21 protein-coding genes are annotated in these 22,898 nt (G+C 71.9%); 13 read left to right on the forward strand and 8 right to left on the reverse strand.

All coding sequences use genetic code 11. The features are described 5' to 3' along the window. Window positions 1–114: 114 nt before the first annotated feature. On the forward strand, window positions 115–2,184 hold the full coding sequence (locus ACGFT1_RS34450) for a pectinesterase family protein (RefSeq protein WP_373912920.1): 2,070 nt from the start codon (window positions 115–117) through the stop codon (window positions 2,182–2,184). Between the two features lie 50 nt (window positions 2,185–2,234). On the opposite strand, the gene ACGFT1_RS34455 is transcribed toward ACGFT1_RS34450, so the two are convergent. Next, window positions 2,235–4,019 (reverse strand): bifunctional UDP-sugar hydrolase/5'-nucleotidase, encoded by a 1,785-nt coding sequence (locus ACGFT1_RS34455; protein ID WP_373912921.1) that lies wholly within the window; start codon window positions 4,017–4,019, stop codon window positions 2,235–2,237. A gap of 130 nt (window positions 4,020–4,149) precedes the next feature. Between ACGFT1_RS34455 and mshD the strand changes: the two genes are divergently transcribed. The 7 genes from mshD (at window position 4,150) to ACGFT1_RS34490 (ending at window position 11,860) form a co-directional block, all read left to right on the forward strand. Next, the gene (mshD, locus tag ACGFT1_RS34460; protein WP_373912922.1) at window positions 4,150–5,076 is read left to right on the forward strand and encodes a mycothiol synthase; all 927 of its coding nucleotides are present in this window, start codon (window positions 4,150–4,152) and stop codon (window positions 5,074–5,076) included. Between the two features lie 132 nt (window positions 5,077–5,208). After that, on the forward strand, window positions 5,209–5,595 hold the full coding sequence (locus ACGFT1_RS34465) for a GntR family transcriptional regulator (RefSeq protein WP_373912923.1): 387 nt from the start codon (window positions 5,209–5,211) through the stop codon (window positions 5,593–5,595). Beyond that, window positions 5,592–6,473, forward strand: coding sequence for an ABC transporter ATP-binding protein (locus tag ACGFT1_RS34470; protein ID WP_373912924.1), 882 nt, complete (start codon window positions 5,592–5,594; stop codon window positions 6,471–6,473). The genes ACGFT1_RS34465 and ACGFT1_RS34470 overlap by 4 nt, the downstream gene beginning before the upstream one ends. Then, window positions 6,470–7,495, forward strand: coding sequence for an ABC transporter permease (locus ACGFT1_RS34475; RefSeq protein WP_373912925.1), 1,026 nt, complete (start codon window positions 6,470–6,472; stop codon window positions 7,493–7,495). Before ACGFT1_RS34470 ends, ACGFT1_RS34475 begins: the two co-directional genes overlap by 4 nt. After that, window positions 7,492–8,259 carry a hypothetical protein gene (locus ACGFT1_RS34480; protein ID WP_373912926.1) on the forward strand — a complete coding sequence of 256 codons (768 nt, stop codon included), beginning with the start codon at window positions 7,492–7,494 and terminating at the stop codon, window positions 8,257–8,259. The genes ACGFT1_RS34475 and ACGFT1_RS34480 overlap by 4 nt, the downstream gene beginning before the upstream one ends. Window positions 8,260–8,406: 147 nt before the next feature. Then, complete coding sequence (locus ACGFT1_RS34485; protein ID WP_373912927.1) at window positions 8,407–10,761, forward strand: RNA degradosome polyphosphate kinase; 2,355 nt, start codon at window positions 8,407–8,409, stop codon at window positions 10,759–10,761. Continuing rightward, complete coding sequence (locus ACGFT1_RS34490; protein WP_373912928.1) at window positions 10,742–11,860, forward strand: CHAD domain-containing protein; 1,119 nt, start codon at window positions 10,742–10,744, stop codon at window positions 11,858–11,860. The genes ACGFT1_RS34485 and ACGFT1_RS34490 overlap by 20 nt, the downstream gene beginning before the upstream one ends. A 336-nt stretch (window positions 11,861–12,196) precedes the next feature. Here ACGFT1_RS34490 and ACGFT1_RS34495 read toward each other — a convergent pair whose 3' ends face one another. Continuing rightward, complete coding sequence (locus tag ACGFT1_RS34495; RefSeq protein WP_373912929.1) at window positions 12,197–12,382, reverse strand: hypothetical protein; 186 nt, start codon at window positions 12,380–12,382, stop codon at window positions 12,197–12,199. Window positions 12,383–12,548: 166 nt separating this feature from the next. Between ACGFT1_RS34495 and ACGFT1_RS34500 the strand changes: the two genes are divergently transcribed. Both ACGFT1_RS34500 and ACGFT1_RS34505 read left to right on the forward strand, forming a co-directional pair. Next, window positions 12,549–13,427 (forward strand): hypothetical protein, encoded by an 879-nt coding sequence (locus tag ACGFT1_RS34500; protein ID WP_373912930.1) that lies wholly within the window; start codon window positions 12,549–12,551, stop codon window positions 13,425–13,427. A gap of 101 nt (window positions 13,428–13,528) precedes the next feature. Then, window positions 13,529–13,690, forward strand: a complete 162-nt coding sequence (locus ACGFT1_RS34505) for a hypothetical protein (protein ID WP_356818184.1) — start codon at window positions 13,529–13,531, stop codon at window positions 13,688–13,690. 26 nt (window positions 13,691–13,716) lie between these two features. On the opposite strand, the gene ACGFT1_RS34510 is transcribed toward ACGFT1_RS34505, so the two are convergent. Then, window positions 13,717–14,022, reverse strand: coding sequence for a metal-sensitive transcriptional regulator (locus ACGFT1_RS34510; protein ID WP_373912931.1), 306 nt, complete (start codon window positions 14,020–14,022; stop codon window positions 13,717–13,719). Between the two features lie 215 nt (window positions 14,023–14,237). On the opposite strand from ACGFT1_RS34510, the gene ACGFT1_RS34515 reads away from it, so the two are divergent. Both ACGFT1_RS34515 and ACGFT1_RS34520 read left to right on the forward strand, forming a co-directional pair. Next, complete coding sequence (locus ACGFT1_RS34515; protein ID WP_121788071.1) at window positions 14,238–14,858, forward strand: DUF47 domain-containing protein; 621 nt, start codon at window positions 14,238–14,240, stop codon at window positions 14,856–14,858. 7 nt (window positions 14,859–14,865) lie between these two features. Continuing rightward, window positions 14,866–15,864 (forward strand): anion permease, encoded by a 999-nt coding sequence (locus ACGFT1_RS34520; RefSeq protein ID WP_373912932.1) that lies wholly within the window; start codon window positions 14,866–14,868, stop codon window positions 15,862–15,864. 96 nt (window positions 15,865–15,960) lie between these two features. Here ACGFT1_RS34520 and pstB read toward each other — a convergent pair whose 3' ends face one another. The 4 genes from pstB to pstS form a co-directional block, all read right to left on the reverse strand. Continuing rightward, entirely contained in the window at window positions 15,961–16,737 is a 777-nt protein-coding gene (gene pstB, locus ACGFT1_RS34525) for a phosphate ABC transporter ATP-binding protein PstB (RefSeq protein WP_373912933.1), read from the reverse strand. Window positions 16,738–16,812: 75 nt separating this feature from the next. Continuing rightward, window positions 16,813–17,865 (reverse strand): phosphate ABC transporter permease PstA, encoded by a 1,053-nt coding sequence (gene pstA / locus ACGFT1_RS34530; RefSeq protein WP_373912934.1) that lies wholly within the window; start codon window positions 17,863–17,865, stop codon window positions 16,813–16,815. Continuing rightward, on the reverse strand, window positions 17,862–18,866 hold the full coding sequence (gene pstC, locus ACGFT1_RS34535; RefSeq protein ID WP_373912935.1) for a phosphate ABC transporter permease subunit PstC: 1,005 nt from the start codon (window positions 18,864–18,866) through the stop codon (window positions 17,862–17,864). Before pstC ends, pstA begins: the two co-directional genes overlap by 4 nt. Window positions 18,867–18,981: 115 nt before the next feature. Further along, complete coding sequence (pstS, locus tag ACGFT1_RS34540) at window positions 18,982–20,112, reverse strand: phosphate ABC transporter substrate-binding protein PstS (RefSeq protein ID WP_373912937.1); 1,131 nt, start codon at window positions 20,110–20,112, stop codon at window positions 18,982–18,984. Between the two features lie 332 nt (window positions 20,113–20,444). Here pstS and ACGFT1_RS34545 point away from each other — a divergent pair, with 332 nt between their 5' ends. Beyond that, complete coding sequence (locus ACGFT1_RS34545; RefSeq protein WP_373912938.1) at window positions 20,445–22,019, forward strand: FAD-binding oxidoreductase; 1,575 nt, start codon at window positions 20,445–20,447, stop codon at window positions 22,017–22,019. Window positions 22,020–22,085: 66 nt separating this feature from the next. On the opposite strand, the gene ACGFT1_RS34550 is transcribed toward ACGFT1_RS34545, so the two are convergent. Beyond that, entirely contained in the window at window positions 22,086–22,781 is a 696-nt protein-coding gene (locus ACGFT1_RS34550) for a phosphatase PAP2 family protein (RefSeq protein WP_373912939.1), read from the reverse strand. Window positions 22,782–22,898 lie beyond the last annotated feature (117 nt).

The following is a 22,898-nucleotide window of genomic DNA, read 5'->3' on the forward strand; positions in this document are numbered from 1 at the left end:
GCCGGTCCGGCAGCCCCACGGCCGCCGGACCGGCTGCCTCCCGGGCGGCAACCTTCCCCCGGCCCGCGGCGACTGCACAGCAGCACCCGCCCGGATCACCGACTGGAGCCGCCCATGAGCCCCCGCGTCCCCCGCCCCCCTCGCGCCCGGCACCGCAGAAGCCGTACGGCGCTCGCGTTCGGGCTGCCGCTCGCGCTCGCCGCCGGCGGCGCCCTCGGCTACGGCTTCCTCGGACCCGGTGCCCAGTCGCGGGCCTCCGCCGCCCCCGCGTCCGCGCCGGCCTGGGCCACCGCCACCGCGGACGGCTTCGCCTCGGTGAACGCCCTCGGGCAGAACGGCACGTACGGCGGCCGGGACGGCTCGATCGTCACCGTGCGGACACTCGCCGACCTGGAGAAGTACGCCACGGCCGACAAGCCGTACGTCATCGTCGTCGCCGCGGCGATCACGATGGACCCGGTCGGCAAGGAGATCAAGGTCGCCTCCGACAAGACGATCATCGGTTCCGGCACCTCGGGACAGATCGTCGGCGGCGGTTTCTTCCTCGGCCGGGGCATCCACAACGTCATCATCCGGAACCTGACCATCCGGGACGCTTACCAAGGCGTGTGGAACGACAAGGAACACGACTTCGACGGCATCCAGATGGACGGCGCCCACCACGTCTGGATCGACCACAACGACATCCGGCACATGGCCGACGGACTCATCGACAGCCGCAAGGACACCACCTACCTGACCGTGTCCTTCAACCGGCTCGGCCAGGAGAACAAGGCGTTCGGCATCGGCTGGACCGAGCACACCACCGCCGACATCACGATCCACCACAACTGGATCCGCGAGACCGAACAGCGCAACCCGTCCACGGACAACGTCGCCCACGCGCACCTGTACAACAACTACCTGGAGGACGACCCGGGCACGGCGATCACCTCCTCGTACGGCAACTACGCGCGCGGCAGGACCGACATGCTGCTGGAGAACAGCTACTTCCAGGGCATCACCAACCCGGTGATCAGGGACGCCACCGCCACCCTCGTCCAGCGCGGCAACGTCTTCTCCGGCACCACCGGCCGCAACGAGAGCGGGGGCACGGGCGCCGCCTGGGACCCCCGGAGCTACTACCGCTACACCCTCGACAAGGCCGCCGACGTGCCGTCCGTCGTGAGGTCCGGTGCCGGCCCGCGCGCATCGCTCGGCACGACGGCCGCCACCACGGCGAAGGCCGCCACCACGCTCACCGTCGCCAAGGACGGCTCGGGCCGGTACTCGACCGTGCAGGCCGCCGTGAACGCCGTACCCGTGAACAACCCCTCCCGGGTCGTCATCGCCGTCAAGCCGGGCACCTACCGGGAGACCGTCCGCATCCCGGCGGACAAGCCGCACATCACCCTCCGGGGGACCGGCACCAGCCGCAAGGACACCGTCATCGTCTACGACAACGCCGCCGGCACGAGGAAACCCGACGGGTCGGGCACCTACGGCACCGGCGGCAGCGCCACCGTCGCCGTCGAGGCCGACGACTTCCAGGCCCGCAACCTCAGCATCACCAACGACTTCGACGAACGCGCCCACCAGGACATCGCCCAGCAGGCGGTCGCCCTGCGCACCGCCGCCGACAAGGTGTTCCTCGACGGGATCATCGTCAGCGGCGACCAGGACACGCTGCTCCTCGACACCGCCGCCAAGGACAGACTCGGCCGGGTCTACCTGACCGGCTCTTACGTCACCGGCAACGTGGACTTCGTCTTCGGGCGGGCCACCGCCGTGCTCGACCGGTCGGTGATCACCCTGAAGAAGCGGTGGGACGGCAGCTCCGCCGGCTACGTCACCGCGCCCAGCACCGCGGCCGGCCGCAAGGGCATCCTGATCACCGACTCGGCCGTGACCGGCGACGTCGCCGACCGCACCTTCTCCCTGGGGCGGCCCTGGCACGCCGGCGGCGACGCCACGCTCGACCCGCAGACCACCGTCCGCGACACCCGCCTGAGCGCGGCGATCAAGTCCGCTCCCTGGACCGACATGAGCGGCTTCTCCTGGAAGAACGACCGCTTCGCCGAGTACGGCAACACCGGTCCGGGCGCGGGCCCGGCGAGCACCGACCGCCCCCTGCTGACCGACGCCCAGGCCGCCCAGCAGGAGGTCGCCGACTGGCTCGGCGACTGGACACCCACCGCGTCCTGAACCCCGGCCGCGGAGCCACCAGGGGGTCTCACCGGGATCTCATCCGGGGCTCACCGCACGACGGTGATCCGGTCGGCCTTCGGCGGGGCGATCGGGCTGCTCGCCGACGAGTGCGCCGTCAGGTAGTCCGCCAGGGCGGTCAGGTCGTCGCCGCCCACCAGGTCGCCCGTGCCCTGTCCCAGGGTCGGGAAGCCGTCGCCGCCGCCCGCGAGGAAGCTGTTGGTGGCGACGCGGTAGGTGGCCGCCGGGTCGACCGGCGTGCCGTTCAGCCGGATCGAGTCCGTCACCACGCGGTCCGCGCCCGACTTCGTCAGGTCCAGCGTGTACGTCAGCCCCGCCGACGGTTGGAGGATCTTCGGCGCCGCCTCGTTGACCCCGCTCACCTGCTCCTTCAGCACCTGGATCAACTGGGCGCCGGTGAAGTCCTGGAGGTTGACGGTGTTGGCGAACGGCTGGACCGTGAAGCCCTCGGCGTAGGTGACCACGCCGTCGCCCTCGGTGCCTTTGGCCGCGTAGGTCAGGCCGGCCCGCACCCCGCCGGGGTTCATCAGGGCCAGGCTGGTCCTCGGGTCGAGTGCGCGGCCGTGGGCGAGCTGCGCGTCGGCGATCAGGTCGCCCATCGGGGACTCGGTGCCGGTGCTGTCGACGTCGGCGGAGATGTAGCCGATGGGGCGGTTGCCGATGGGGGCCGCCAGGGTGTTCCAGCGGGAGATCAGGTCGGTCATGTCCGGCGCCCTGGGAACGTCCCGGGTGACCACGTGGTTCGCAGACTTCACCGCCGTACGCGCGATGTCGCCGGTGCGTCGGTCGTACGTCAGCGTGGTGTCCGTGTAGAGCCGGCCGAAGGAGGCCGCGGAGGTCACCATGCGGGGCCGGCCGGAGGGGTCGGGGACCGTGCAGACGTACGCCTGGTGGGTGTGGCCGGTGACCAGGGCGTCCACCGCCGGGGTGACGTTCTTGGCGATGTCCACGATCGGGCCGGACAGGCCGGCGCCGGCGCCCGGGGAGTCGCAGTCGTAGTTGTAGTTGCCGGAGGCCGGGTAGCCGCCCTCGTGGATGAGGGCCACGATCGACCGCACGCCCTGGCGCTGGAGCACCTTGGCGTACTTGTTGATGGTCTCGGTCTCGCCCTTGAAGGTCAGCCCCTTGACGCCGTCCGCCGAGACGATGCCCGGGGTGCCCTTGAGGGTGACCCCGATGAAGCCTATGCGGACGTCCTTCTTCTTCCAGATCCAGTACGGCTTCAGGATCGGCTTGCCGGTCTTGTCGTCCAGGACGTTCGCGGCCAGGTAGGGGAAGTCCGCGCCCCGGAATGCCTTGCCGGTGTAGCAGCCGTCCGTGGGGTGGCAGCCGCCGTTCTGGAGGCGGGCCAGCTCCCGGGCGCCCTCGTCGAACTCGTGGTTGCCGACCGAGGTGACGTCCAGGTCCAGCTTGTTCAGCGCCTCGACGGTGGGCTCGTCGTGGAACAGGCCCGACAGCAGCGGGGAGGCGCCGACCATGTCGCCGCCGGCCGCGGTGATCGAGTACGGGTGGCCCGCACGGGCCTGGCGGAGATGGGTGGCGAGGTACTCGACACCGCCCGCGTCGACCGTCTTCGTCGTACCGTCCGGCTGGAGTTCGCCGACCCGGCCGGAGGAGCCGGCCGGCGGCTCCAGGTTGCCGTGCAGGTCGTTGAAGGAGAGCAGCTGCACGTCCTGGTAGCGGCCGGGACGGCTCCCGCCGTCGTGCGCGTCGGCCGGGAGCGCGGTGGTGAGCGCGGCCATCGTGGCGAGGCCTGCGGCGGTGGCGAGGAGACCGTACGTGCGACGTCCGGTGCGCCGGGGCGCGGCTGGCATGGGGACCCCCCTGTGGGTCGGCTGTGCTGGCTCGGCGCAGCCTAGGGTCAACGCGCGTAGCGCGACAGGGGGTTCAGGGTCACATCCTGGTTTCGGCACTTCCCGGCGCCCGCCCCGTACCCTCATACGCATGAGCAGCGACGACACCGTACGGGCCTTTCCCTCCCGCTCCATCGAGACCTACTCCGCGCTCACTCCGGACCGGGCCGAGGCCGTGCTGCACCTGCTCGGCGAGGCCGCCCGGGTGGACGGCCAGCAGCCGGTGTCCGAGCAGGGCCGGCTCCAGCTGCGCGGAGGTGCCCGGCCGGGCGTCTCCCACCTGCTGCTGACCGTCGACGGGGAGCCCGCCGGCTACGCCCAGCTGGAGGACACCGACCCGGTGGAGGCACCGGCCGCCGAGCTCGTCGTGCACCCGGCGCACCGCGGGCACGGGCACGGCCGGGCGCTGGGCTCGGCCCTGCTCGCCGCCTCCGGCAAGCGGCTGCGGGTGTGGGCGCACGGCGGGCACCCGGCCGCCCGGCACCTCGCCCAGGTCCTCGGACTGACCCTGTTCCGCGAACTGCGCCAGATGCGGCGCTCGTTGACCGACCTGGAGCTGCCCGCCCCGACGCTGCCCGAGGGCGTGACCGTACGCGCCTTCGCGCCCGGCAAGGACGACGCGGCCTGGCTCGCGGTGAACGCCGCCGCCTTCGCCCACCACCCGGAGCAGGGCTCGCTGACCCAGCGGGACCTGGACGCCCGCAAGGCCGAGCCGTGGTTCGACCCGGCCGGTTTCTTCCTCGCCGAGCGGGACGGGGAGCTGATCGGCTTCCACTGGACCAAGACGCACGCCGAGGAGGGGCTGGGCGAGGTGTACGTCGTCGGCGTGCGCCCCGGGGCGCAGGGCGGCGGCCTCGGCAAGGCCCTCACCACGATCGGCCTGCGCCACCTGGCCGCCCAGCAGCTGCCGGCCGCGATGCTCTACGTCGACGCCGACAACAAGGCGGCGGTGTCGGTCTACGAACGCCTGGGCTTCCGGGTCCACGAGACGGACCTGATGTACCGCACGGAGACGTGAGCCCCGCCGATCGCACCCCCGTGCGAGGGACCCCGGCGGCATCCGGAGCCGGGGTCCGGCGGAGAGAAGTTGACTTTGGCGCACCCTTGCACCACCCTTTCACTACTTGATTAGTGAAAGGGTGGTGCAGCGATGGTCGAATACCGCATCGACCGGCACAGCGGCGTGGCCACCTACGTGCAGATCGTCCAGCAGACCAAGCAGGCGCTCCGCATGGGCCTGCTGGAACCGGGTGACCGGCTGCCGACGGCACGCGAAGTGGTGGAGGCCACCGCCATCAACCCCAACACCGTCCTGAAGGCCTACCGGGAGCTGGAACGCGAGGGCCTCGTGGAGGCGCGGCGCGGACTCGGCACCTTCGTGCGCCGGTCCCTCGGCACCGCCCCCGCCGACTCCCCGCTGCGCACCGAACTGGAGCAGTGGGCACGCAACGCCCGCGCCGCCGGGCTGGAGCGGGACGACGTGGCCGCACTCTTCACCGCCGTACTCGACAAGCACTTCCAGGGAGATCCGTCATGAGCAGCGACACGGCGTTGAGGGCCGAGGCTCTCGGGAAACGGTTCGGCCGCCGCGGGGCCTGGGCCCTGCGGGACTGCTCGTTCCGGCTGCCCACCGGGCGCGTGTGCGCCGTCGTCGGCCCCAACGGCGCCGGCAAGTCCACGCTGCTGGCCCTGGCCGCCGGCCTCACCGCCCCCACCGAGGGCACCATCAGCGTCCTCGGCACCACACCCGCCGCCGCCCGGCCCCAGGTCGGCTTCGTCGCCCAGGACAAGCCGCTCTACCCGCAGCTCACCATCGCCGAGACACTGCGCATGGGCGCCGACCTCAACCCCGGCCGCTGGGACGCGGCCGTCGCCGAGCAGGTCGTCGCGGGCGGTGACCTGGACCCCAAGTCCCGCGTCCGCTCCCTGTCCGGCGGCCAGCGCACCCGCGTGGCCCTCGCCCTCGCCCTCGGCAAGCGGCCCGGCCTGCTGCTCCTCGACGAACCCATGGCCGACCTGGACCCGCTGGCCCGGCACGAGCTGATGGGCACGCTGATGGCCGAGGCCGCCCAGTACGGCACCACCATCGTGATGTCGTCGCACGTCGTCGCCGAGCTGGAGGACTCCTGCGACCACCTGCTGCTGGTCGGTGGTGGCCGGATCCGGCTGGCCGGCGAGATCGACGACCTGCTCGGCGCCCATCTGCGGGTGACCGGCGCCGCCGACACCACCGCCCTCGGCGGGCACACCGTCGTGGAGTCCCGGGTCACCGGCCGCCAGCTCACCGCGCTGATCCGCCCGGCCGCACCGCTCCCCGGCGACTGGAGCGCCTCCGCCCCCTCACTGGAGGACCTGGTCCTCGCCCACCTGCGCAACCCCGGCGCGCCGGGCCTGACCGAGGAGAGTGCCGCATGACCGCCGCTCTGACCGGCACCACCCCGGCGCCGGCCGCCACGAGCCCGCGCCTGTCCCGCTGGGTGCTGCGCCTGCACCGGCCCGCGCTGTACGGGTGGGCGGGCCTGGTGCTCGTCCTGGCGGCCCTGCTGCTCGCCCTGCGCGGCCCGCTCACCGACGCCGCCGCCGAGGCCTGGCGGCAGTACAACGCCTGCGCCGGTGAGCGGTGCCACTACGACCAGGCCGCGATCCTGCGCTACAAGGACTACTACGGCTACGCCACCTACGCGCTGAACGCGCTGCCCCTCCTGGTGGCCGCCTGGGCCGGCGCCGCCCTCACCGGCCGGGAACTGGAGTCCGGCACCGCCCTGCTGTCCTGGACGCAGGGCGCGTCACCGGCGCGCTGGCTGGCGGTCCGGCTGGCCGTGCCGGCCCTCGCCGTCACCGCCGGGACCACGCTGCTGTTCTGGCTGCACCACTCGGCCTGGAACGCGGGCCGCGGCCGCATCGACACCGCCAAGCCGTGGTCCGACCGCTGGACCTTCCACGCGGGTGGCCCCAGCATCGTCGCCCTGACCCTCGCCGGGCTCGCCGCCGGCGTCCTCGCCGGGCTGCTGCTCCGCCGCACCCTGCCCGCGCTCCTGGTCGGCACGGTCGTCGCCGCCGGCGTCCGGGGCCTGGCCGAGTTCGCGCTGCCGCACCTGTGGCCCGCCGCCACCCGCGTCTCCACGACGGACCAGGGATTCACCGGCTCCGGCCTCACCGTCGACCAGGGCATGATCACCGGCACCGGCGCCCACGTACCCGTCCCCCGGTGCGGCTCCTTCGAGGCCTGCGACAAGGCGTACGCCGGTTCCACCGGCTACTGGCACACCTACCACCCCTTCTCCCACTACTGGCCGCTCCAGCTCACCACCAGCGCGCTGGTCCTCGCCGTGGCCGGGCTGCTCGTCCTCGGCTGCTTCCTGGCCCTGCGCCGGCTGACCGGACCGGCCACGGCCACCACCGCGGGCGCGACCGCCACCGGAGGCACGACCGCATGACCGCCACCCCCGCCACCGCCCGCCCGGCCGCCGTCCGCCCGGCCATCGGCCGCACCCTGCTGCGGCTGCACCGCCCGGCCCTGCTCGTGTGGACCGCGCTCGTGGCCCTCGGGGCCGGCGGACTGCTCTGGGTCCACTACTCGGCGGCGCCCCGGGACCGGTCCTGCGCGCCCGGACGCTGGTGCGTGTACTCCGCGTTCACCGACACGGGCAACGTCATGAACCTCCTCGGCGAAGCCCTCTCCTACGCCCCCTGCGCGGTGGCCGCCTGGGCCGGGGCCGCCCTGATCGGCCGCGAACTGGAGTCCGGCACCGCCGCGCTCGCCTGGACCCAGGGCGCCACCCCGGTCCGCTGGCTGACCGCGAAGCTGGCCACGGCCGCGCTGCCCCTGCTCGCCGGCACCGCCGTGCTCGCCCTGGTGTACAACACGGTGTGGTCCGCCGACCAGGACGTCCTGGTCTCCCACTGGTCCTGGGACCGTGTCTTCGTTTCGCGCGGCCCACTGCTGCCCGCGCTCACGCTGTGCGCGCTGGCCACGGGCACCCTCGCCGGACTGGCCCTGCGCCGTACGCTCCCCGCGCTCGCCGCCGCCTGCGCCGCCACCCTGGCCGTGCGGCTGTACCTGCGCCGGCTGTGGCTGCCACTGCGCGGCCCCCTGCACGGGTTCTGGCCGCTGCACCTGGCCGCCACCGGCATGGTCCTGACCCTGACCGTGCTCGCCACCACCGGCGCGTACGCGGTCCTGCGCCACCGGTCCGCCTGAGCCCTCCGGTCCGGTACGCCTCCGCACGGCGCGGACGTACCGGACCGGGCCTTCTCGCGACCGGGAACCCCTTCGGGCCGCCCCGCGCTATCCCGCACGTCATGTCTCCGTAACCGCTGATTCAGACGGGCTTGCGACGCTCGGCCAATGAAGCCCGCCGTGCCAGAACCTTCGCCGCCCCCCGAGGGGACCGCGGGGAACGGGGCCGTGACGCTCCCGCCCGCACGTTCCGACGCGCCTGTGTCACCCGCCGCGCGGAAGAATGGGTTCATGAGCCAGTCAGACACCCAGGCGGAAGTCCAGCACCCCCAGCCCTCCGTGGGCTCCCTCGCCGCGCACCGGCCGCACACCGTGGCGGCCGCGGTCTCCGATCTGGAACCCGACATCGACGCGGACCTCGACGCGTACGAGGAGTCACAGGCCGGCGGCAGCCCCCTGCCCCAGGGCCGCTTCCTCGACCGGGAACGCAGCTGGCTGGCCTTCAACGAACGCGTCCTGGAACTGGCCGAGGACCCGGCCACCCCCCTGCTGGAGCGCGCCAACTTCCTCGCCATCTTCGCCAGCAACCTCGACGAGTTCTTCATGGTCCGGGTGGCCGGCCTCAAGCGCCGCATCGCCACCGGCGTCGCCACCCGCTCCGCCTCCGGCCTCCAGCCGCGCGAGGTCCTGGAGATGATCTGGGCCCGCTCCCGGGAGCTGATGGCCCGGCACGCCGCCTGCTACCACGAGGACATCGCCCCCGCGCTCGCCGAGGAGGGCATCCACCTCGTCCGCTGGAGCGAGCTGGCCGAGAAGGAGCAGGCGCGGCTCTTCACCCTCTTCCGGCACCAGATCTTCCCCGTCCTCACCCCGCTGGCCGTGGACCCCGCGCACCCCTTCCCGTACATCTCCGGCCTCTCCCTGAACCTGGCCGTCGTCGTACGCAACCCCGTCAGCGGCCACCGGCACTTCGCGCGTGTGAAGGTGCCGCCGCTGCTGTCCCGCTTCCTGGAGAGCAGCCCGGGCCGCTACGTCCCCATCGAGGACGTCATCGCCGCCCACCTGGAAGAGCTGTTCCCGGGCATGGAGGTGCTGGAGCACCACACCTTCCGCCTCACCCGCAACGAGGACCTCGAGGTCGAGGAGGACGACACCGAGAACCTCCTCCAGGCCCTGGAGAAGGAACTCATGCGGCGCCGCTTCGGCCCGCCCGTGCGCCTGGAGGTCGAGGAGTCCATCGACCGCGAGGTGCTCGACCTCCTCGTGCGCGAACTGAAGATCTCCGAGGCAGAGGTGTACCCGCTGCCGGGCCCCCTCGACCTCACCGGACTCTTCCGCATCCACTCCCTGGACCGGCCGGAGCTGAAGTACCGCAAGTTCGTCGCCGGCACCCACCGCGACCTCGCCGAGGTCGAGTCGGCGTCCGCGCCCGACGTCTTCGCGGCCCTGCGCGCCCGGGACGTGCTCCTGCACCACCCGTACGACAGCTTCTCCACCTCCGTGCAGGCCTTCCTGGACCAGGCGGCGGCCGACCCGGACGTCCTCGCCATCAAGCAGACCCTGTACCGCACCTCCGGTGACTCGCCCATAGTCGACGCGCTCATCGACGCCGCCGAGTCCGGCAAGCAGGTCCTCGTCCTGGTCGAGATCAAGGCCCGCTTCGACGAGCACGCCAACATCAAGTGGGCGCGCAAGCTGGAGGAGGCCGGCTGCCATGTCGTCTACGGCCTGGTAGGCCTGAAGACCCACTGCAAGCTGTCGCTCGTGGTCCGCCAGGAGGGCGACACCCTGCGCCGGTACAGCCACGTCGGCACCGGCAACTACCACCCGAAGACGGCCCGCCTCTACGAGGACCTCGGCCTGCTCACGGCCGACCCCCAGGTCGGCGCGGACCTCTCCGACCTGTTCAACCGGCTGTCCGGCTACTCGCGCCGCGAGACCTACCGCCGGCTCCTCGTCGCCCCCAAGTCCCTGCGCGACGGCCTGATCGCGCGGATCGACAAGGAGGCCCAGCACCACCGGGCCGGCCGGACCGCGTTCGTCCGCATCAAGGTCAACTCGATGGTGGACGAGGCGGTCATCGACGCGCTGTACCGGGCGTCCCAGGCGGGCGTACCGGTCGACATCTGGGTCCGCGGCATCTGCGCCGTCCGCCCCGGTGTCGCGGGCCTGTCGGAGAACATCCGGGTCCGCTCCATCCTCGGCCGCTTCCTCGAACACTCCCGGGTGTTCGCCTTCGGCAACGGCGGCGAACCCGAGGTGTGGTTCGGCAGCGCCGACATGATGCACCGCAACCTCGACCGCCGGATAGAAGCCCTGGTCCGGGTCGTCGACCCCGGCCACCGGGCGGCCCTGGACCGGCTGCTGGACACCGGCATGTCCGACACCACGGCCTCCTGGCACCTCGGCCCCGACGGCGAGTGGACCCGGCACGCGACCGACACGGACGGCCAGCCCCTGCGCAACGTCCAGGAGATGCTCATAGACGCCCGGAGGCGCCGGCGTGGCACAGCGACACCCTGACCCGACGGACACCCCGCCCCTCACGGACACCGGGGACGCCCTCGCGGGCTACCTGCGTGCCCAGGCCACGGAGTTCCTCCGCGCCCTGCGCCTGCACCGGGAGACCGGGGGCCAGAGCGGAAACGCCCCCGCCCGGGCACGCTCGGGCGGGGGCCGAGGCGTGGGTCCGGACGGCACGGAGGCGTCCGTCGACGCCGCCCGCGCCCTGCGCCGCTCGGCCCGCCGCATCAGCGCCAGCCTGCACACCTTCCGTCCCCTGCTCGACCCCGACTGGTCCGAGGAGATGCGCCCGGAACTCGCCTGGCTCTCGGGCACGCTGGGCCTGGAGCACGCCTACGAGGCCCGGCTGGAACGGCTGCTGCTGGCGTTGCAGAGGCTGTCGGGAGCGGTGGTCTTCCCCGGACGGGCGGCGACCCCGGCCGCCGTCGGCCCCTCGGGCCCCGGCCGCCCGACGGCGACGGCGGAGCGCAGCTCGCTCACGGTCGGCGCGGCCAAGGCGGGCGCCCTGCTCGAACGCCAGCTCACCCTGGCCCGGACCCGGGCCCACTCCACGGCCCTCCAGGCCCTCGGCTCCTCCCGCTTCCACGCCGTCGCGGACAAGGTCGCCCTGCTCGCCAGCGAGGTGCCCCTCGCCCCGGCCGCCCCCACCACCGCCCTGGACACGCTCGCCTTCGCGGCCGAGGAACGCCTCACGGACGCCGTCGCCGCCCTCCCCCTGGTCACCGCCGGCCACCCCTACAACGCGGAGGCCCTGGTCCACGGCCTGTCCCCCGACCCGTCACCGCACCCCCAGGACGGCCCCTGGCACCAGGTCCGCCTCCTGCTGCGCCTGCACCGGTACGCCCACGAGGTCCTGCACGGCCCGGGCACCGTCGCCCCCGTGGACGTACGCCTGCTGGCCGCGGGCCAGGCCCTCAACCGCCACCGGGACGCCTCGGAGGCGGCAGCCGCGGCGGCCCAGGCGGCCCGCACCCCCCGCATCACCCCGGCCACGGCCTACGCCCTGGGCGTCCTCCACGCCGACCAGCGCCACGAGGTGGAAGCATCCCGCTTCACCTTCCAGCAGACCTGGCAGAAGCACACGTCCGGCACCCCCTGAGCGACGGGACGCCCCGGCGGCGCGGGGGCCCGCCCCGCCACCAGGCCGCCGGGGGAACCCCTCCGGGCGACCGGGGCCGACGAATCGCCAGCCGCGCGCAGCGGCGTATCGATCCGCGGCGCGGGCCCGGCGCGTGGACATCCCGGTGGGCCGGGCGGCCGGCCGTGGGCCGGAGCGTCCGGCGTCGAGTGGCCGGGGGCCAGTCAGGCGCACCGGCTGCGCCCGGCGGTGGGGACGCGCCCGGGCACCGGGCCGCCCGATGGGCGCCTTCCCGCCACCGGCGACCGGGGCCGACGAGGCTCACCGGCCGCGCGCGGCGGCGGGGGCGGTGAAGCGTCACCGGACCGCGGTGTGGCCCTCCGCGTCCGTGCGGGCCTGGCTGCGGGCCCGGCGGGCGGGGCCGCGCCAGCCGCAGCTGCATCTGGCCACGCAGAAACGGCCCTGCTCGGCCGTCGTGGTGAGGTGTTCCTGCCCGGGCCGGGCACGCTCCGGCCCGTCCTGCTGCGCCGCGGTGACTGCCACGCCGACAACGGTACCCAGCCGGTGGCGAAGCCACCCCCGCGCGTCCCCGGGGTTTCCGCGCCTGCGCACGGGCGTCCGCGGCGGCGCGTGACGGCGGTCCCCAGCCGTCGTTATCCGGACGACAGGGCGACCCGTGACGGACACTCCGGCTGGGGGTAGGCAGGCGATGGATCGGCGGCAGGACAGACGCGCGGGCAGGACGGTCGTCGCGGTGGGCATCCTCCTGGGCCTCGGGACGGCCGCCGCCGGCTGTGCCGGCAGCGGGGTCGCCGCCGAGGACGTCAAGGGCGGCGGTGATCCGGTCGCCGTGCTGCACCGGGCCGCCGACGCGCTGCGCGACGCGGGCAGTTCCAAGGCCGGCACCTCGATGGAGATGGCGACGGGCGGCACCCGGGTCACCATCCGCGGCCGGGGTGTCTACGACTACCGGCGCCGCCTGGGCCGGCTCACCGTCATGCTGCCCGAGGACCCCGCGGGCACCTCCGAGCATCGGCCCATCACCGAACTCCTCGCCCCGGGCGCACTGTTCATGAAGAACCGGGGCGCGGGCGTGCCCGCCGACAAGTGGGTGCGGGTGGACAGCGCGACGCTGTCCGACGGCAATCTGGTCACCGGTGGCGCGACCGACCCGTACGCGGCGGCCGAGGTGCTGCGCGGGACGCGGCAGGCGGTCTTCGTCGACCGGACCCGGGTCGGCGGGACGGCGGTGCGGCACTACCGGGGCATCGCCGACCTGGCCCGGGCGGCCCGGTCCGCCTCCGCCGGCAACACCGCGTCCCTGTCCGCGGCGGCGAAGGGCTTCGCCACGGCCGCGGTGCCGTTCGACGTCTACCTGGACGACCAGGGCCGCATCCGCAAGCTCCGGCAGCGCTTCAGCTTCGTCAACGGCCGCCGCAAGGCCACCGTGGCGGTCGCCTCGACCCTGCTGCTGTACGACTTCGGCGTCCCCGCCGAGGTGCGGCTGCCGGCGCCGGCGGACATCTACGCCGGCCGGGTCGCCGAGCACGCCACCACCGGCGGGGTCGGAAACCGGCCGGCGCACTAGTCCGGGACACCACCCGGTAAGTAGCCCGTCCGTGCCATGCGCGGCGTGTGGGCCGCTGCCTACCCTAGTAAGTCGGTGACGGCGGGGAAGAGGTGAGGCGGGTGGCTCCGGTCGGTGGTACGGCGGTACAGGACCACGTGGCCCTCGCCGAGATCGAACTGTGCGGAGAGCTGATCATCGCGGCGTCGGCGGCCGAGGACCGGCTCAGCCTGGAGAGCATCGACGAGGTGCTGCGGGTGGCGAAGGAGCGGGATCCGGCCTGACGGCCTCCCGCCCGGGACCGGGCGGCTCAGGTGCGCAGCAGGCGGCCGATCGCCTTCGTCGCCTCGTCCACCTTCGCGTCGATCTCGTCACCGCCCTGGACGGCCGCGTCGGCGACGCAGTGCCGCAGGTGCTCCTCCAGCAGCTGGAGCGCGAAGGACTGGAGCGCCTTGGTGGAGGCGGAGACCTGGGTGAGTATGTCGATGCAGTAGGTGTCCTCCTCGACCATCCGCTGCAGACCGCGGATCTGGCCCTCGATGCGGCGCAGCCGCTTGAGGTGCTCGTCCTTCTGCTGGTGGTAGCCGTGCGTGGCGCCGGCCTCGGTCGTCGTCATCGCTGGCCTCCGTCTCGGAACGAGCTGCGGACAAAAGGGAAACATACCCCCTGTGGGTATATGGTAACGAACTTTGCGGGGTAGAGGGCCGTTGGTACGCCCCCGTGCTGATCACCGAGGTTCATGGGCGACACTGGGGGACGGCCCATTAGCCGTGGCCGGATGATGCGCCTAGCATCAGCCTGACCGAAACCGAAGCACCCCGAGGACCCCACGTGCGCTTTCGTCTGACCCCCAGGGAGACGAGCTTCTACGACATGTTCGCCGCGTCCGCGGACAACATCGTCACGGGCTCGAAGCTCCTGATGGAACTGCTCGGGGCGGACTCCTCCGCCCGGGCCGAGATCGCAGAGCGTATGCGGGCCGCGGAACACGCCGGTGACGACGCCACGCACGCGATCTTCCACCAGCTGAACTCCTCCTTCATCACGCCCTTCGATCGCGAGGACATCTACAACCTCGCGTCGTCCCTCGACGACATCATGGACTTCATGGAGGAGGCCGTCGACCTGGTCGTCCTCTACAACGTCGAGGAACTGCCCAAGGGTGTCGAGCAGCAGATCGAGGTCCTGGCCCGGGCGGCCGAGCTGACGGCCGAGGCCATGCCGAACCTGCGGACCATGGACAACCTCACCGAGTACTGGATCGAGGTCAACCGGCTGGAGAACCAGGCGGACCAGATCCACCGCAAGCTGCTCGCCCAGCTCTTCAACGGCAAGTACGACGCGATCGAGGTGCTGAAGCTCAAGCAGATCGTCGACGTCCTGGAAGAGGCGGCGGACGCGTTCGAGCACGTGGCGAACACGGTGGAGACCATCGCCGTCAAGGAGTCCTGAGGCGTCGATGGACACCTTCGCCCTGATCGTGACCGTCGCGGTCGCGCTCTTCTTCACGTACACCAACGGTTTTCACGACTCCGCGAACGCGATCGCCACCTCGGTGTCGACGCGTGCGCTGACCCCGCGGGCGGCCCTCGCCATGGCGGCCGTGATGAACCTCGCCGGCGCCTTCCTCGGTTCCGGGGTCGCCAAGACGGTCAGCGAGGGCCTGATCGAGACACCCCAGGGCTCGAAGGGACTGGGCATCCTCTTCGCCGCGCTGATCGGCGCGATCGTCTGGAACCTGGTCACCTGGTACTTCGGGCTGCCCTCCTCGTCGTCCCACGCGCTGTTCGGCGGCATGGTGGGCGCGGCGCTGGCGGGCGGCACGGACGTGCTCTGGGGCGGCGTCCTCGACAAGATCATCATTCCGATGTTCCTGTCGCCGGTCGTGGGTCTGATCGTCGGCTATCTGATGATGACCGTGATCATGTGGCTGTTCCGGCGGTCCAACCCGCACAAGGCGAAGCGGGGCTTCCGCATCGCGCAGACCGTCTCGGCGGCCGGCATGGCGCTCGGCCACGGCCTCCAGGACGCCCAGAAGACCATGGGTGTCGTGGTGCTGGCACTGGTGATTTCCGGCCACTCGACGTTCGACGACCCGATCCCGGTCTGGGTGAAGCTCGTCTGCGCGATGATGCTCTCGCTCGGCACCTACGCCGGCGGCTGGCGGATCATGCGCACGCTGGGCCGCAAGATCATCGAACTGGACCCGCCGCAGGGGTTCGCCGCGGAGACGACGGGCGCGTCGATCATGTTCACGACCGCCTTCCTCTTCAAGGCGCCGATCTCCACGACCCACGTCATCACCTCGGCGATCATGGGCGTGGGCGCGACCAAGCGCGTCAACGCCGTCCGCTGGGGCGTGGCGAAGAACATCGTCCTCGGCTGGTTCATCACGATGCCGGCCGCCGCGCTGGTCGCCGCCGCGGCCTTCGGGATCGTCGACCTCGTGGCGCTCTGACGGACAATGCGTCGGGCCCGCCCCCAAGATCCGGGGGCGGGCCCTTCCGCGTCCTCGCGGTGGCACCGCCATGCAGCACCGCGAGGGGTCGGGGGGTCAGCCGAAGCGGCCCGAGATGTAGTCCTCGGTGGCCTGGACGGACGGGTTGGAGAAGATCCGCTCGGTCTCGTCGATCTCGATGAGCCGGCCGGGCTGGCCGACCGCCGACAGGTTGAAGAACGCCGTGCGGTCCGAGACCCGCGCCGCCTGCTGCATGTTGTGCGTCACGATGACGATCGTGAAGCGCTCCTTCAGCTCGCAGATCAGGTCCTCGATGGCGAGCGTGGAGATCGGGTCCAGCGCCGAGCAGGGCTCGTCCATCAGCAGGACGTCCGGCGCGACCGCGATAGCGCGGGCGATGCACAGGCGCTGCTGCTGGCCGCCGGACAGACCGGAGCCCGGCTTGTTCAGGCGGTCCTTGACCTCGTTCCAGAGGTTCGCGCCCTTGAGGGACTTCTCGACGACGTCGTTCAGCTCGCTCTTCTTGTAGCTGCCGTTCAGCCGCAGGCCCGCCGCCACGTTGTCGAAGATCGACATGGTGGGGAACGGGTTCGGGCGCTGGAAGACCATGCCCACCTCGCGGCGGACGGACACCGGGTCGATACCGGTGCCGTAGAGGTCCTCGTCGTCGAGCAGCACCTTGCCCTCGACACGGCCACCCGGGGTGACCTCGTGCATCCGGTTCAGCGTGCGCAGGAACGTCGACTTGCCGCAGCCGGAGGGGCCGATGAACGCCGTCACCGAGCGCGGCTCGACGGTCATCGAGATGTCTTCGATCGCCTTGTGGGAGCCGTAGTAGGCGGTGAGTCCGCTCACGTCGATTCGCTTGGCCATTACTACTTCACTTCCAGTCAGTCGCACTGGCGGGCCCCGGTCGGCGGCCGGCCACGCGGCGGTAGCCGCGGATTGTCAGCGCGGGGCCTTCCAGCGGGCGATACCGCGGGCCACCAGGTTGAGGATCATCACGAAGGCGATCAGCGTGAGGGACGCCGCCCACGCGCGGTCGTACGCCGCGTTGGCGCCCGCGCTCTGCGCGTACTGCTGGTAGATGTACAGCGGCAGCGACGCCTGGGCGCCCTCGAACGGGTTGTTGTTGATGAACGGGTTGCCGAAGACGAGCAGCAGGACCGGCGCGGTCTCGCCCGCGATACGGGCGATGGCGAGCATGATGCCGGTGGTGATGCCGCCGATGGACGTCGGCAGGACCACCTTCAGGATGGTCCGCCACTTCGGCACGCCGAGCGCCAGGGACGCCTCGCGCAACTCGTTCGGGACGAGCTTGAGCATCTCCTCGGTGGAGCGGACGACGACCGGCATCATCAGGATGGCCAGGGCCAGCGAACCGGCGAAGCCGAACGGCTGCATCTTGAAGATGAGCATCAGGCTGAGGATGAACAGACCCGCGACGATCGACGGGATGCCCGTCATGACGTCGACGAAGAAGGTCACCGCCTGCGAGAGGCGGCCCCGCCCGTACTCGACCAGGTAGATCGCGGTGAGCACACCGACCGGGGCACCGATGACGGTGGCGAGGCCGACCTGCTCCAGGCTGCCGATGATGGCGTGGTAGATGCCGCCACCGGCCTCGGAGTCGGCCACGACGCCCATGGAGTGACTGAGGAAGTAGAAGTCGAGGACCTTCGTGCCGCGCGAGACGGTCGTCCAGACCAGGGAGACCAGCGGGACGACGGCGAGCAGGAAGGCGACCCAGACGAGGGAGGTGGCGACCCGGTCCTTGGCCTGCCGGCGGCCCTCGACCCGGGTGGCGATGCCGTAGGTGCCGAGGACGAAGAGGATCGCGGCGATCAGGCCCCACTGGACCTTGCTGTGCAGGCCCCCGGCCAGGCCGATGGCGACCGCGAGGACGATCGAACCGGCGGCGATGGCCCACGGGGACCACTTCGGCAGGCGGGCGCCGCGCAGCGAGCCGGGGCGCTTGTCGGTGACGGCTGCGGTGCTCATGCGTTGGCCCCCGAGTACTCCTTGCGGCGGGCGATGATCGCGCGGGCCGCACCGTTGACCACCAGGGTGATGACGAACAGGACCAGACCGGAGGCGATCAACGCGTCGCGGCCCTGCTCGGTGGCCTCACCGAACTTGCTGGCGATGTTCTGCGCGAAGGTGCCGCCGCCCGGGTCGAGCAGGCTGAGATGGATGTCGTAGTCCGGGGAGAGCACGGTGGCGACGGCCATCGTCTCGCCGAGGGCGCGGCCGAGGCCGAGCATGGACGCGGAGATCACACCGGAGCGGCCGAAGGGCAGGACGGACATGCGCACGACCTCCCAGCGGGTGGCGCCGAGGGCCAGCGCGGCCTCCTCGTGCATCCGCGGGACCTGCCGGAAGACCTCACGGCTGACGTTGGTGATGATCGGCAGGATCATGATCGCCAGCAGGATGCCGACGGTGAGCATCGCGCGGGGGGCTCCGCCGTCCCAGGCGAACACGCCGGTCCAGCCGAGGTAGGTGTCCAGCCAGCCGTACAGGCCCTGCATGTGCGGGACGAGGACGAGGGCACCCCACAGGCCGTAGACGATGGACGGCACCGCGGCGAGCAGGTCGATCACGTAGGCGATGAGACCGCTCAGCCGGCGCGGGGCGTAGTGGGTGAGGAACAGCGCGATCGCGACGGCGATCGGGACCGCGATGGCCATGGCGACGATCGAGGAGACGACCGTGCCGAAGGCCAGCACCGCGATGCCGAACACCGGCGGGGTGAGGTTGGTGTTCCACTCGAAGGTGGTGAGGAAGTTCCCGTGGTCCTTGCTGATCGCGAGGGAGGCGCGGTAGGTGAGGAACACCGCGATCGCGCCCATCACCGCGAGCAGCAGGATGCCGGAACCGCGGGTCAGGCCCAGGAAGATCCGGTCACCGGGGCGGGTCGCGCCACGGGACGCGCGCTTCTGCTCCGTCACCGGGGGCTGGAGGCTTGGAGGGGGAACGTCGGTCGTCGTCGATATGTCCATCGGGTTCTCCGGTCTGCGGAGCCGCGCCCCCACCTGGGGCCGCGGCTCGTGGCGGCGGTGCACCGGACGGTGCGGCCCGGACCTGGGAGGTACCGGGCCGCACACTCGGATCAGGTCAGCTCAGGCCCTCGATGGTGGAGCGGACCTTGGTGATGATCTCGTCGGGGATCGGGGCGTAGGCGTTCTGCGCCAGCACCTTCTGGCCGTCCTCACCGGCGATGTAGCGCAGGAACGCCTTGGTGGCGGGCAGGGTGTCGGCCTTGTTGCCCTTGTCGCAGACGATCTCGTAGGTGACCAGGGTGATCGGGTAGGCGCCGTCGGCCTTGGTCTTGTAGTCCAGCTGGAGCGACAGGTCCTTGCCCGTGCCGATGACCTTGGCGGCCGCGATGTCGGCGGTGGCGGAGTCGGTCGACGGCTTCACCGGGGACTTGGCGCCGGTGGAGATGGAGACCGTGGTGATGTCCTTGGCGTAGGACAGCTCGAAGTAGCCGATCGCGCCGGCGTTCTGCTTGACGCCCTGGGCCACACCGGCCGAACCGGACGCCGCCTGGCCGCCCTTGGCCTGCCAGGCCTTGCCGCCGGAGTACTTCCAGTTGTCCGGGGTGGTGGCGATCAGGTACTTGGTGAAGTTGTCCGTGGTGCCGGAGTCCTCGGAGCGGTGGAACGCCTGGATCTTCAGGTCGGGCAGCTTCGCGCCGGGGTTCAGCTTCTTGATCGCCGCGTCGTTCCAGTTGGTGATCTTGCTGTCGAAGATCTTGGCGAGGGTCGGGGCGTCCAGGACCAGGTTGTCGACACCCGGGACGTTGTAGCCGAGGGCGATCGGGCCGCCGACCATCGGCAGGTCGATGCCCTGGCCGCCGGAGCAGACCTTCTTGGAGGCGGTGACCTCTTCGGGCTTCAGCGCGGAGTCCGAACCGGCGAACGCGATCTGGCCCTGGTTGAAGGAGGTGACACCGGCACCCGAACCGGCGCCCTTGTAGTTGATCTGCACGTGGCAGGCCTGGGAGAAGGCCTTGACCCAGGCGTCGATCGCGTTCTTCTGCGCGGAGGAGCCGTCCGCGAGCAGCTGACCCTTGGCGTCGTCGCACTTGACCGAGCCGGCGCCGGCCGACGCGGAGTTGTTGCCCGACGCCTTGCCGCCGTCGCCGTTGTCGTCCGAGCCGCACGCCGTCAGGGCCAGGGCGCCGGAGACGGCGACAGCACCGAGAGAAAGGGCGCGCAGCCGGTTCTTGCGCTGAAGCTTCACTTCTGGTGGTTCCTTCCAGGAGCCGCCGCTGTCGGCGGCGCGCGAGGGTCGAAAAGGTGCATGAATGCGTTGAGCGCGTTCATGCCCGCACTCAGCACCCGGTACGGCCGAAACTAGGCAGAACAGGTGAAGCCACCAATGGCCGGAAGTGAACGAGAAGTGAACCCCTGCCGTCGGCCCGGTGAGGTCACGGAATGCTCACGGGGAGAGCACGTGGAGGTCCCGACGGCCGGAGCGCACGGACGTATATTCGATGTTCTCCATCCGGACGGGGGAACCCCGCAGCGCGGGGCGCCGTCTCGTTCCCCGAGAGCCGAGGAAAGGCGACGGACATGGAACGGCGTACGTTCATCTCGGGTGGCACGGCCGCCCTGGCGACGACCGCACTGACCGCGTGCGGTGCGGGCGGAGGCGGTCCCGCCCCGGCCGCGGCGCACCCGGGCGCACCGTCGGGCGGCGCATCCTCGCTCACGGGCCTGAGGACCACCAGCGCGAGCGCCGCCGCGAACTGGGCCGCCCTCGCCCGCGACCTCGACGGCACCCTGGTGCGGCCCGGTGACGCCGGCTGGAAGACGGCCCACCAGCTGTACAACACCCGCTTCGACGGCCTCAAGCCGGCCGCGGTGGCCTACGTCGCGCACCCCGCCGACATCCGTACGACCCTGGCGTACGCCCGCGCGCACCACATCAAGGTGTCGATCCGCAACGGCGGCCACTCCTACGCCGGCTACTCCTCCGGCGACAACCGGCTCATCCTCGACGTCTCCCGGCTCAACCGCGTCCGGGCCGGCGGCGGCCAGGCCGTCGTGGGCGCCGGCGCCAAGCTGATCGACGTCTACCGCGCACTCACCGCGAAGGGCGTCACCCTGCCCGCCGGCTCCTGCCCCACTGTCGGCATCTCCGGCCTGGTGCTCGGCGGCGGCCACGGCGTCGCCTCCCGCGCCTACGGCCTCACCTGCGACAGCCTCACCCAGGCCACCCTGATCACCGCGGACGGCACCCAGGTCACCACGGACGCCACCCACCATCCCGACCTGTTCTGGGCGCTGCGCGGCGCCGGCAACGGCAACTTCGGCGTCGTCACCGAACTGCACTTCCGGACGCACCCGGCACCGCAGGCCGTCACCGCCTACCTGACCTGGCCCTGGGCCAAGGCCGCCCAGGTGCTCAAGGCCTGGCAGGAGTGGGGGCCGAGCCAGCCCGACGAGATCTGGTCCTCCCTGCACCTGTCGTGCTCCCCCGGCCGCACCCCGAGCGTCTCGGTCTCCTGCTTCTCCCTCGGCACCTACGGCGAGCTCCAGAACGCCGTGGACCACCTGGCCCACCGGGCCGGCGCCGACGCCGCCTCCGTCACCCTGCGCCGCCGCGGCTACGAGGAGGCCATGGAGATCTACGCCGGCTGCTCCTCCTTCTCCGCCGACGCCCAGTGCCACCTGCCCGGCTCCACCCCGGGCCGCTCCCCGCAGGGCAGGCTGGGCCGGGAGACGTACGCGGCCCGCTCCGACTTCTTCGACCGCTCGCTGTCCGCGGCCGGCATCCAGACCGTGCTCAAGCAGACCGCCGCCGTGCGGGGCGGCGCGAGCAGCATCGCGTTCACCGCCCTCGGCGGCGCGGTCAACAGGGTCTCGCCGACCGCCACCGCGTTCGTGCACCGCCGCTCCCGGATGCTGGCCCAGTACATAGTCTCCTGGGGAGCGGGGGCCTCCGGCACCACCGCCCAGTCCTGGCTGACGTCGGCCCACACCGCGATGAAGCCGTACGCCTCGGGCGCCGCCTACCAGAACTACACCGACCCGACGCTGAAGAACTGGAAGACGGCGTACTACGGGGACGCGGCCACCCGCCTGGCCAAGGTCAAGAAGCAGTACGACCCCCAGCGCTTCTTCTCCTACACGCAGGGGCTGTAGAGCCGCGCAGGGGCTGCAGAGCCCGCCGGTGTCATCCCCCGGCGGGGGACACCGGCCCGCGCGGGCTCACGCGGCCAGGTCCCGTTCCTCGGAGTCCGCCGGCCGGTGGGCGCCGGCGAGGACCGGGACGCCCGGCGCCGAGCGCCGCCGCACCAGCCCGCCCACCCTCGGCGAGCGCTCCACGGCCCGCATCAGCGGGGTCAGCAGGGCCGTGGCCGGCGGGGACAGGAGCAGGACGACCGCCGTACCGAGCGCGAAACCGCCGACGACGTCCGTCGGGTAGTGCACGCCCATGTAGACCCGGCAGAAGCCCTCCAGCAGGGCCAGGGCGATGCCCACGAGGCCGAAGCGGCGGTGGGCGACGAACAGACCGACCCCGAGCGCCATCGTGATCGTCGCGTGGTCGCTGACGAAGGAGAAGTCGTTCTTCCCGGCGACCAGGACGTCCAGGCCCTGGTGGTCGAGGAAGGGGCGGGGGCGCTGCACGAAACCCCGTATCGGGACGTTCACCAGCACCGCCAGGCCGGCCGCCAGCGGGGCCCACAGCAGGGCGGCCACCGAGGGCGCCGCGTTCTCACCGCCCCTGCGCCGCACCGACCACCAGCAGCCCAGGATCAGCAGCACCATGGCCAGCAGCAGGCCGTACTCACCGACGAACGCCATGACCCGGTCCCACCAGTGCGGCGCGTCCTTGGCCAGGCCATTGATGTCGTAGAGCAGGTCGACGTCGGGGTTCGATCCGGAATCGGCGAGTACAGCCATGGTGCTGCGGCCCCTTCGTCGTTCGTCCGGACGCACCGGGTGTGCGCCGCTCCTGCCCCCCGTGGTACGTAGATCCGCTTCCGCTGCACTGCCGCACTGACGTCCGCTCGGCTACGT

This window comes from Streptomyces sp. Y20, assembly GCF_043195475.1.
In the GTDB taxonomy this organism is placed as follows: domain Bacteria; phylum Actinomycetota; class Actinomycetes; order Streptomycetales; family Streptomycetaceae; genus Streptomyces.

Coding starts and splice junctions, on each gene's coding strand:
- ACGFT1_RS34485 (WP_373912927.1), top strand. CDS start 8,407: ATGAAGCCCGCCGTGCCAGAACCTTCGCCGCCCCCCGAGGGGACCGCG.
- ACGFT1_RS34510 (WP_373912931.1), bottom strand. CDS start 14,022: ATGACGACGACCGAGGCCGGCGCCACGCACGGCTACCACCAGCAGAAG.
- ACGFT1_RS34545 (WP_373912938.1), top strand. CDS start 20,445: ATGGAACGGCGTACGTTCATCTCGGGTGGCACGGCCGCCCTGGCGACG.
- ACGFT1_RS34520 (WP_373912932.1), top strand. CDS start 14,866: ATGGACACCTTCGCCCTGATCGTGACCGTCGCGGTCGCGCTCTTCTTC.
- ACGFT1_RS34465 (WP_373912923.1), top strand. CDS start 5,209: ATGGTCGAATACCGCATCGACCGGCACAGCGGCGTGGCCACCTACGTG.
- mshD (WP_373912922.1), top strand. CDS start 4,150: ATGAGCAGCGACGACACCGTACGGGCCTTTCCCTCCCGCTCCATCGAG.
- ACGFT1_RS34500 (WP_373912930.1), top strand. CDS start 12,549: ATGGATCGGCGGCAGGACAGACGCGCGGGCAGGACGGTCGTCGCGGTG.
- ACGFT1_RS34550 (WP_373912939.1), bottom strand. CDS start 22,781: ATGGCTGTACTCGCCGATTCCGGATCGAACCCCGACGTCGACCTGCTC.
- pstA (WP_373912934.1), bottom strand. CDS start 17,865: ATGAGCACCGCAGCCGTCACCGACAAGCGCCCCGGCTCGCTGCGCGGC.
- ACGFT1_RS34480 (WP_373912926.1), top strand. CDS start 7,492: ATGACCGCCACCCCCGCCACCGCCCGCCCGGCCGCCGTCCGCCCGGCC.
- ACGFT1_RS34475 (WP_373912925.1), top strand. CDS start 6,470: ATGACCGCCGCTCTGACCGGCACCACCCCGGCGCCGGCCGCCACGAGC.
- ACGFT1_RS34450 (WP_373912920.1), top strand. CDS start 115: ATGAGCCCCCGCGTCCCCCGCCCCCCTCGCGCCCGGCACCGCAGAAGC.
- pstC (WP_373912935.1), bottom strand. CDS start 18,866: ATGGACATATCGACGACGACCGACGTTCCCCCTCCAAGCCTCCAGCCC.
- ACGFT1_RS34470 (WP_373912924.1), top strand. CDS start 5,592: ATGAGCAGCGACACGGCGTTGAGGGCCGAGGCTCTCGGGAAACGGTTC.
- ACGFT1_RS34455 (WP_373912921.1), bottom strand. CDS start 4,019: ATGCCAGCCGCGCCCCGGCGCACCGGACGTCGCACGTACGGTCTCCTC.
- pstB (WP_373912933.1), bottom strand. CDS start 16,737: ATGGCCAAGCGAATCGACGTGAGCGGACTCACCGCCTACTACGGCTCC.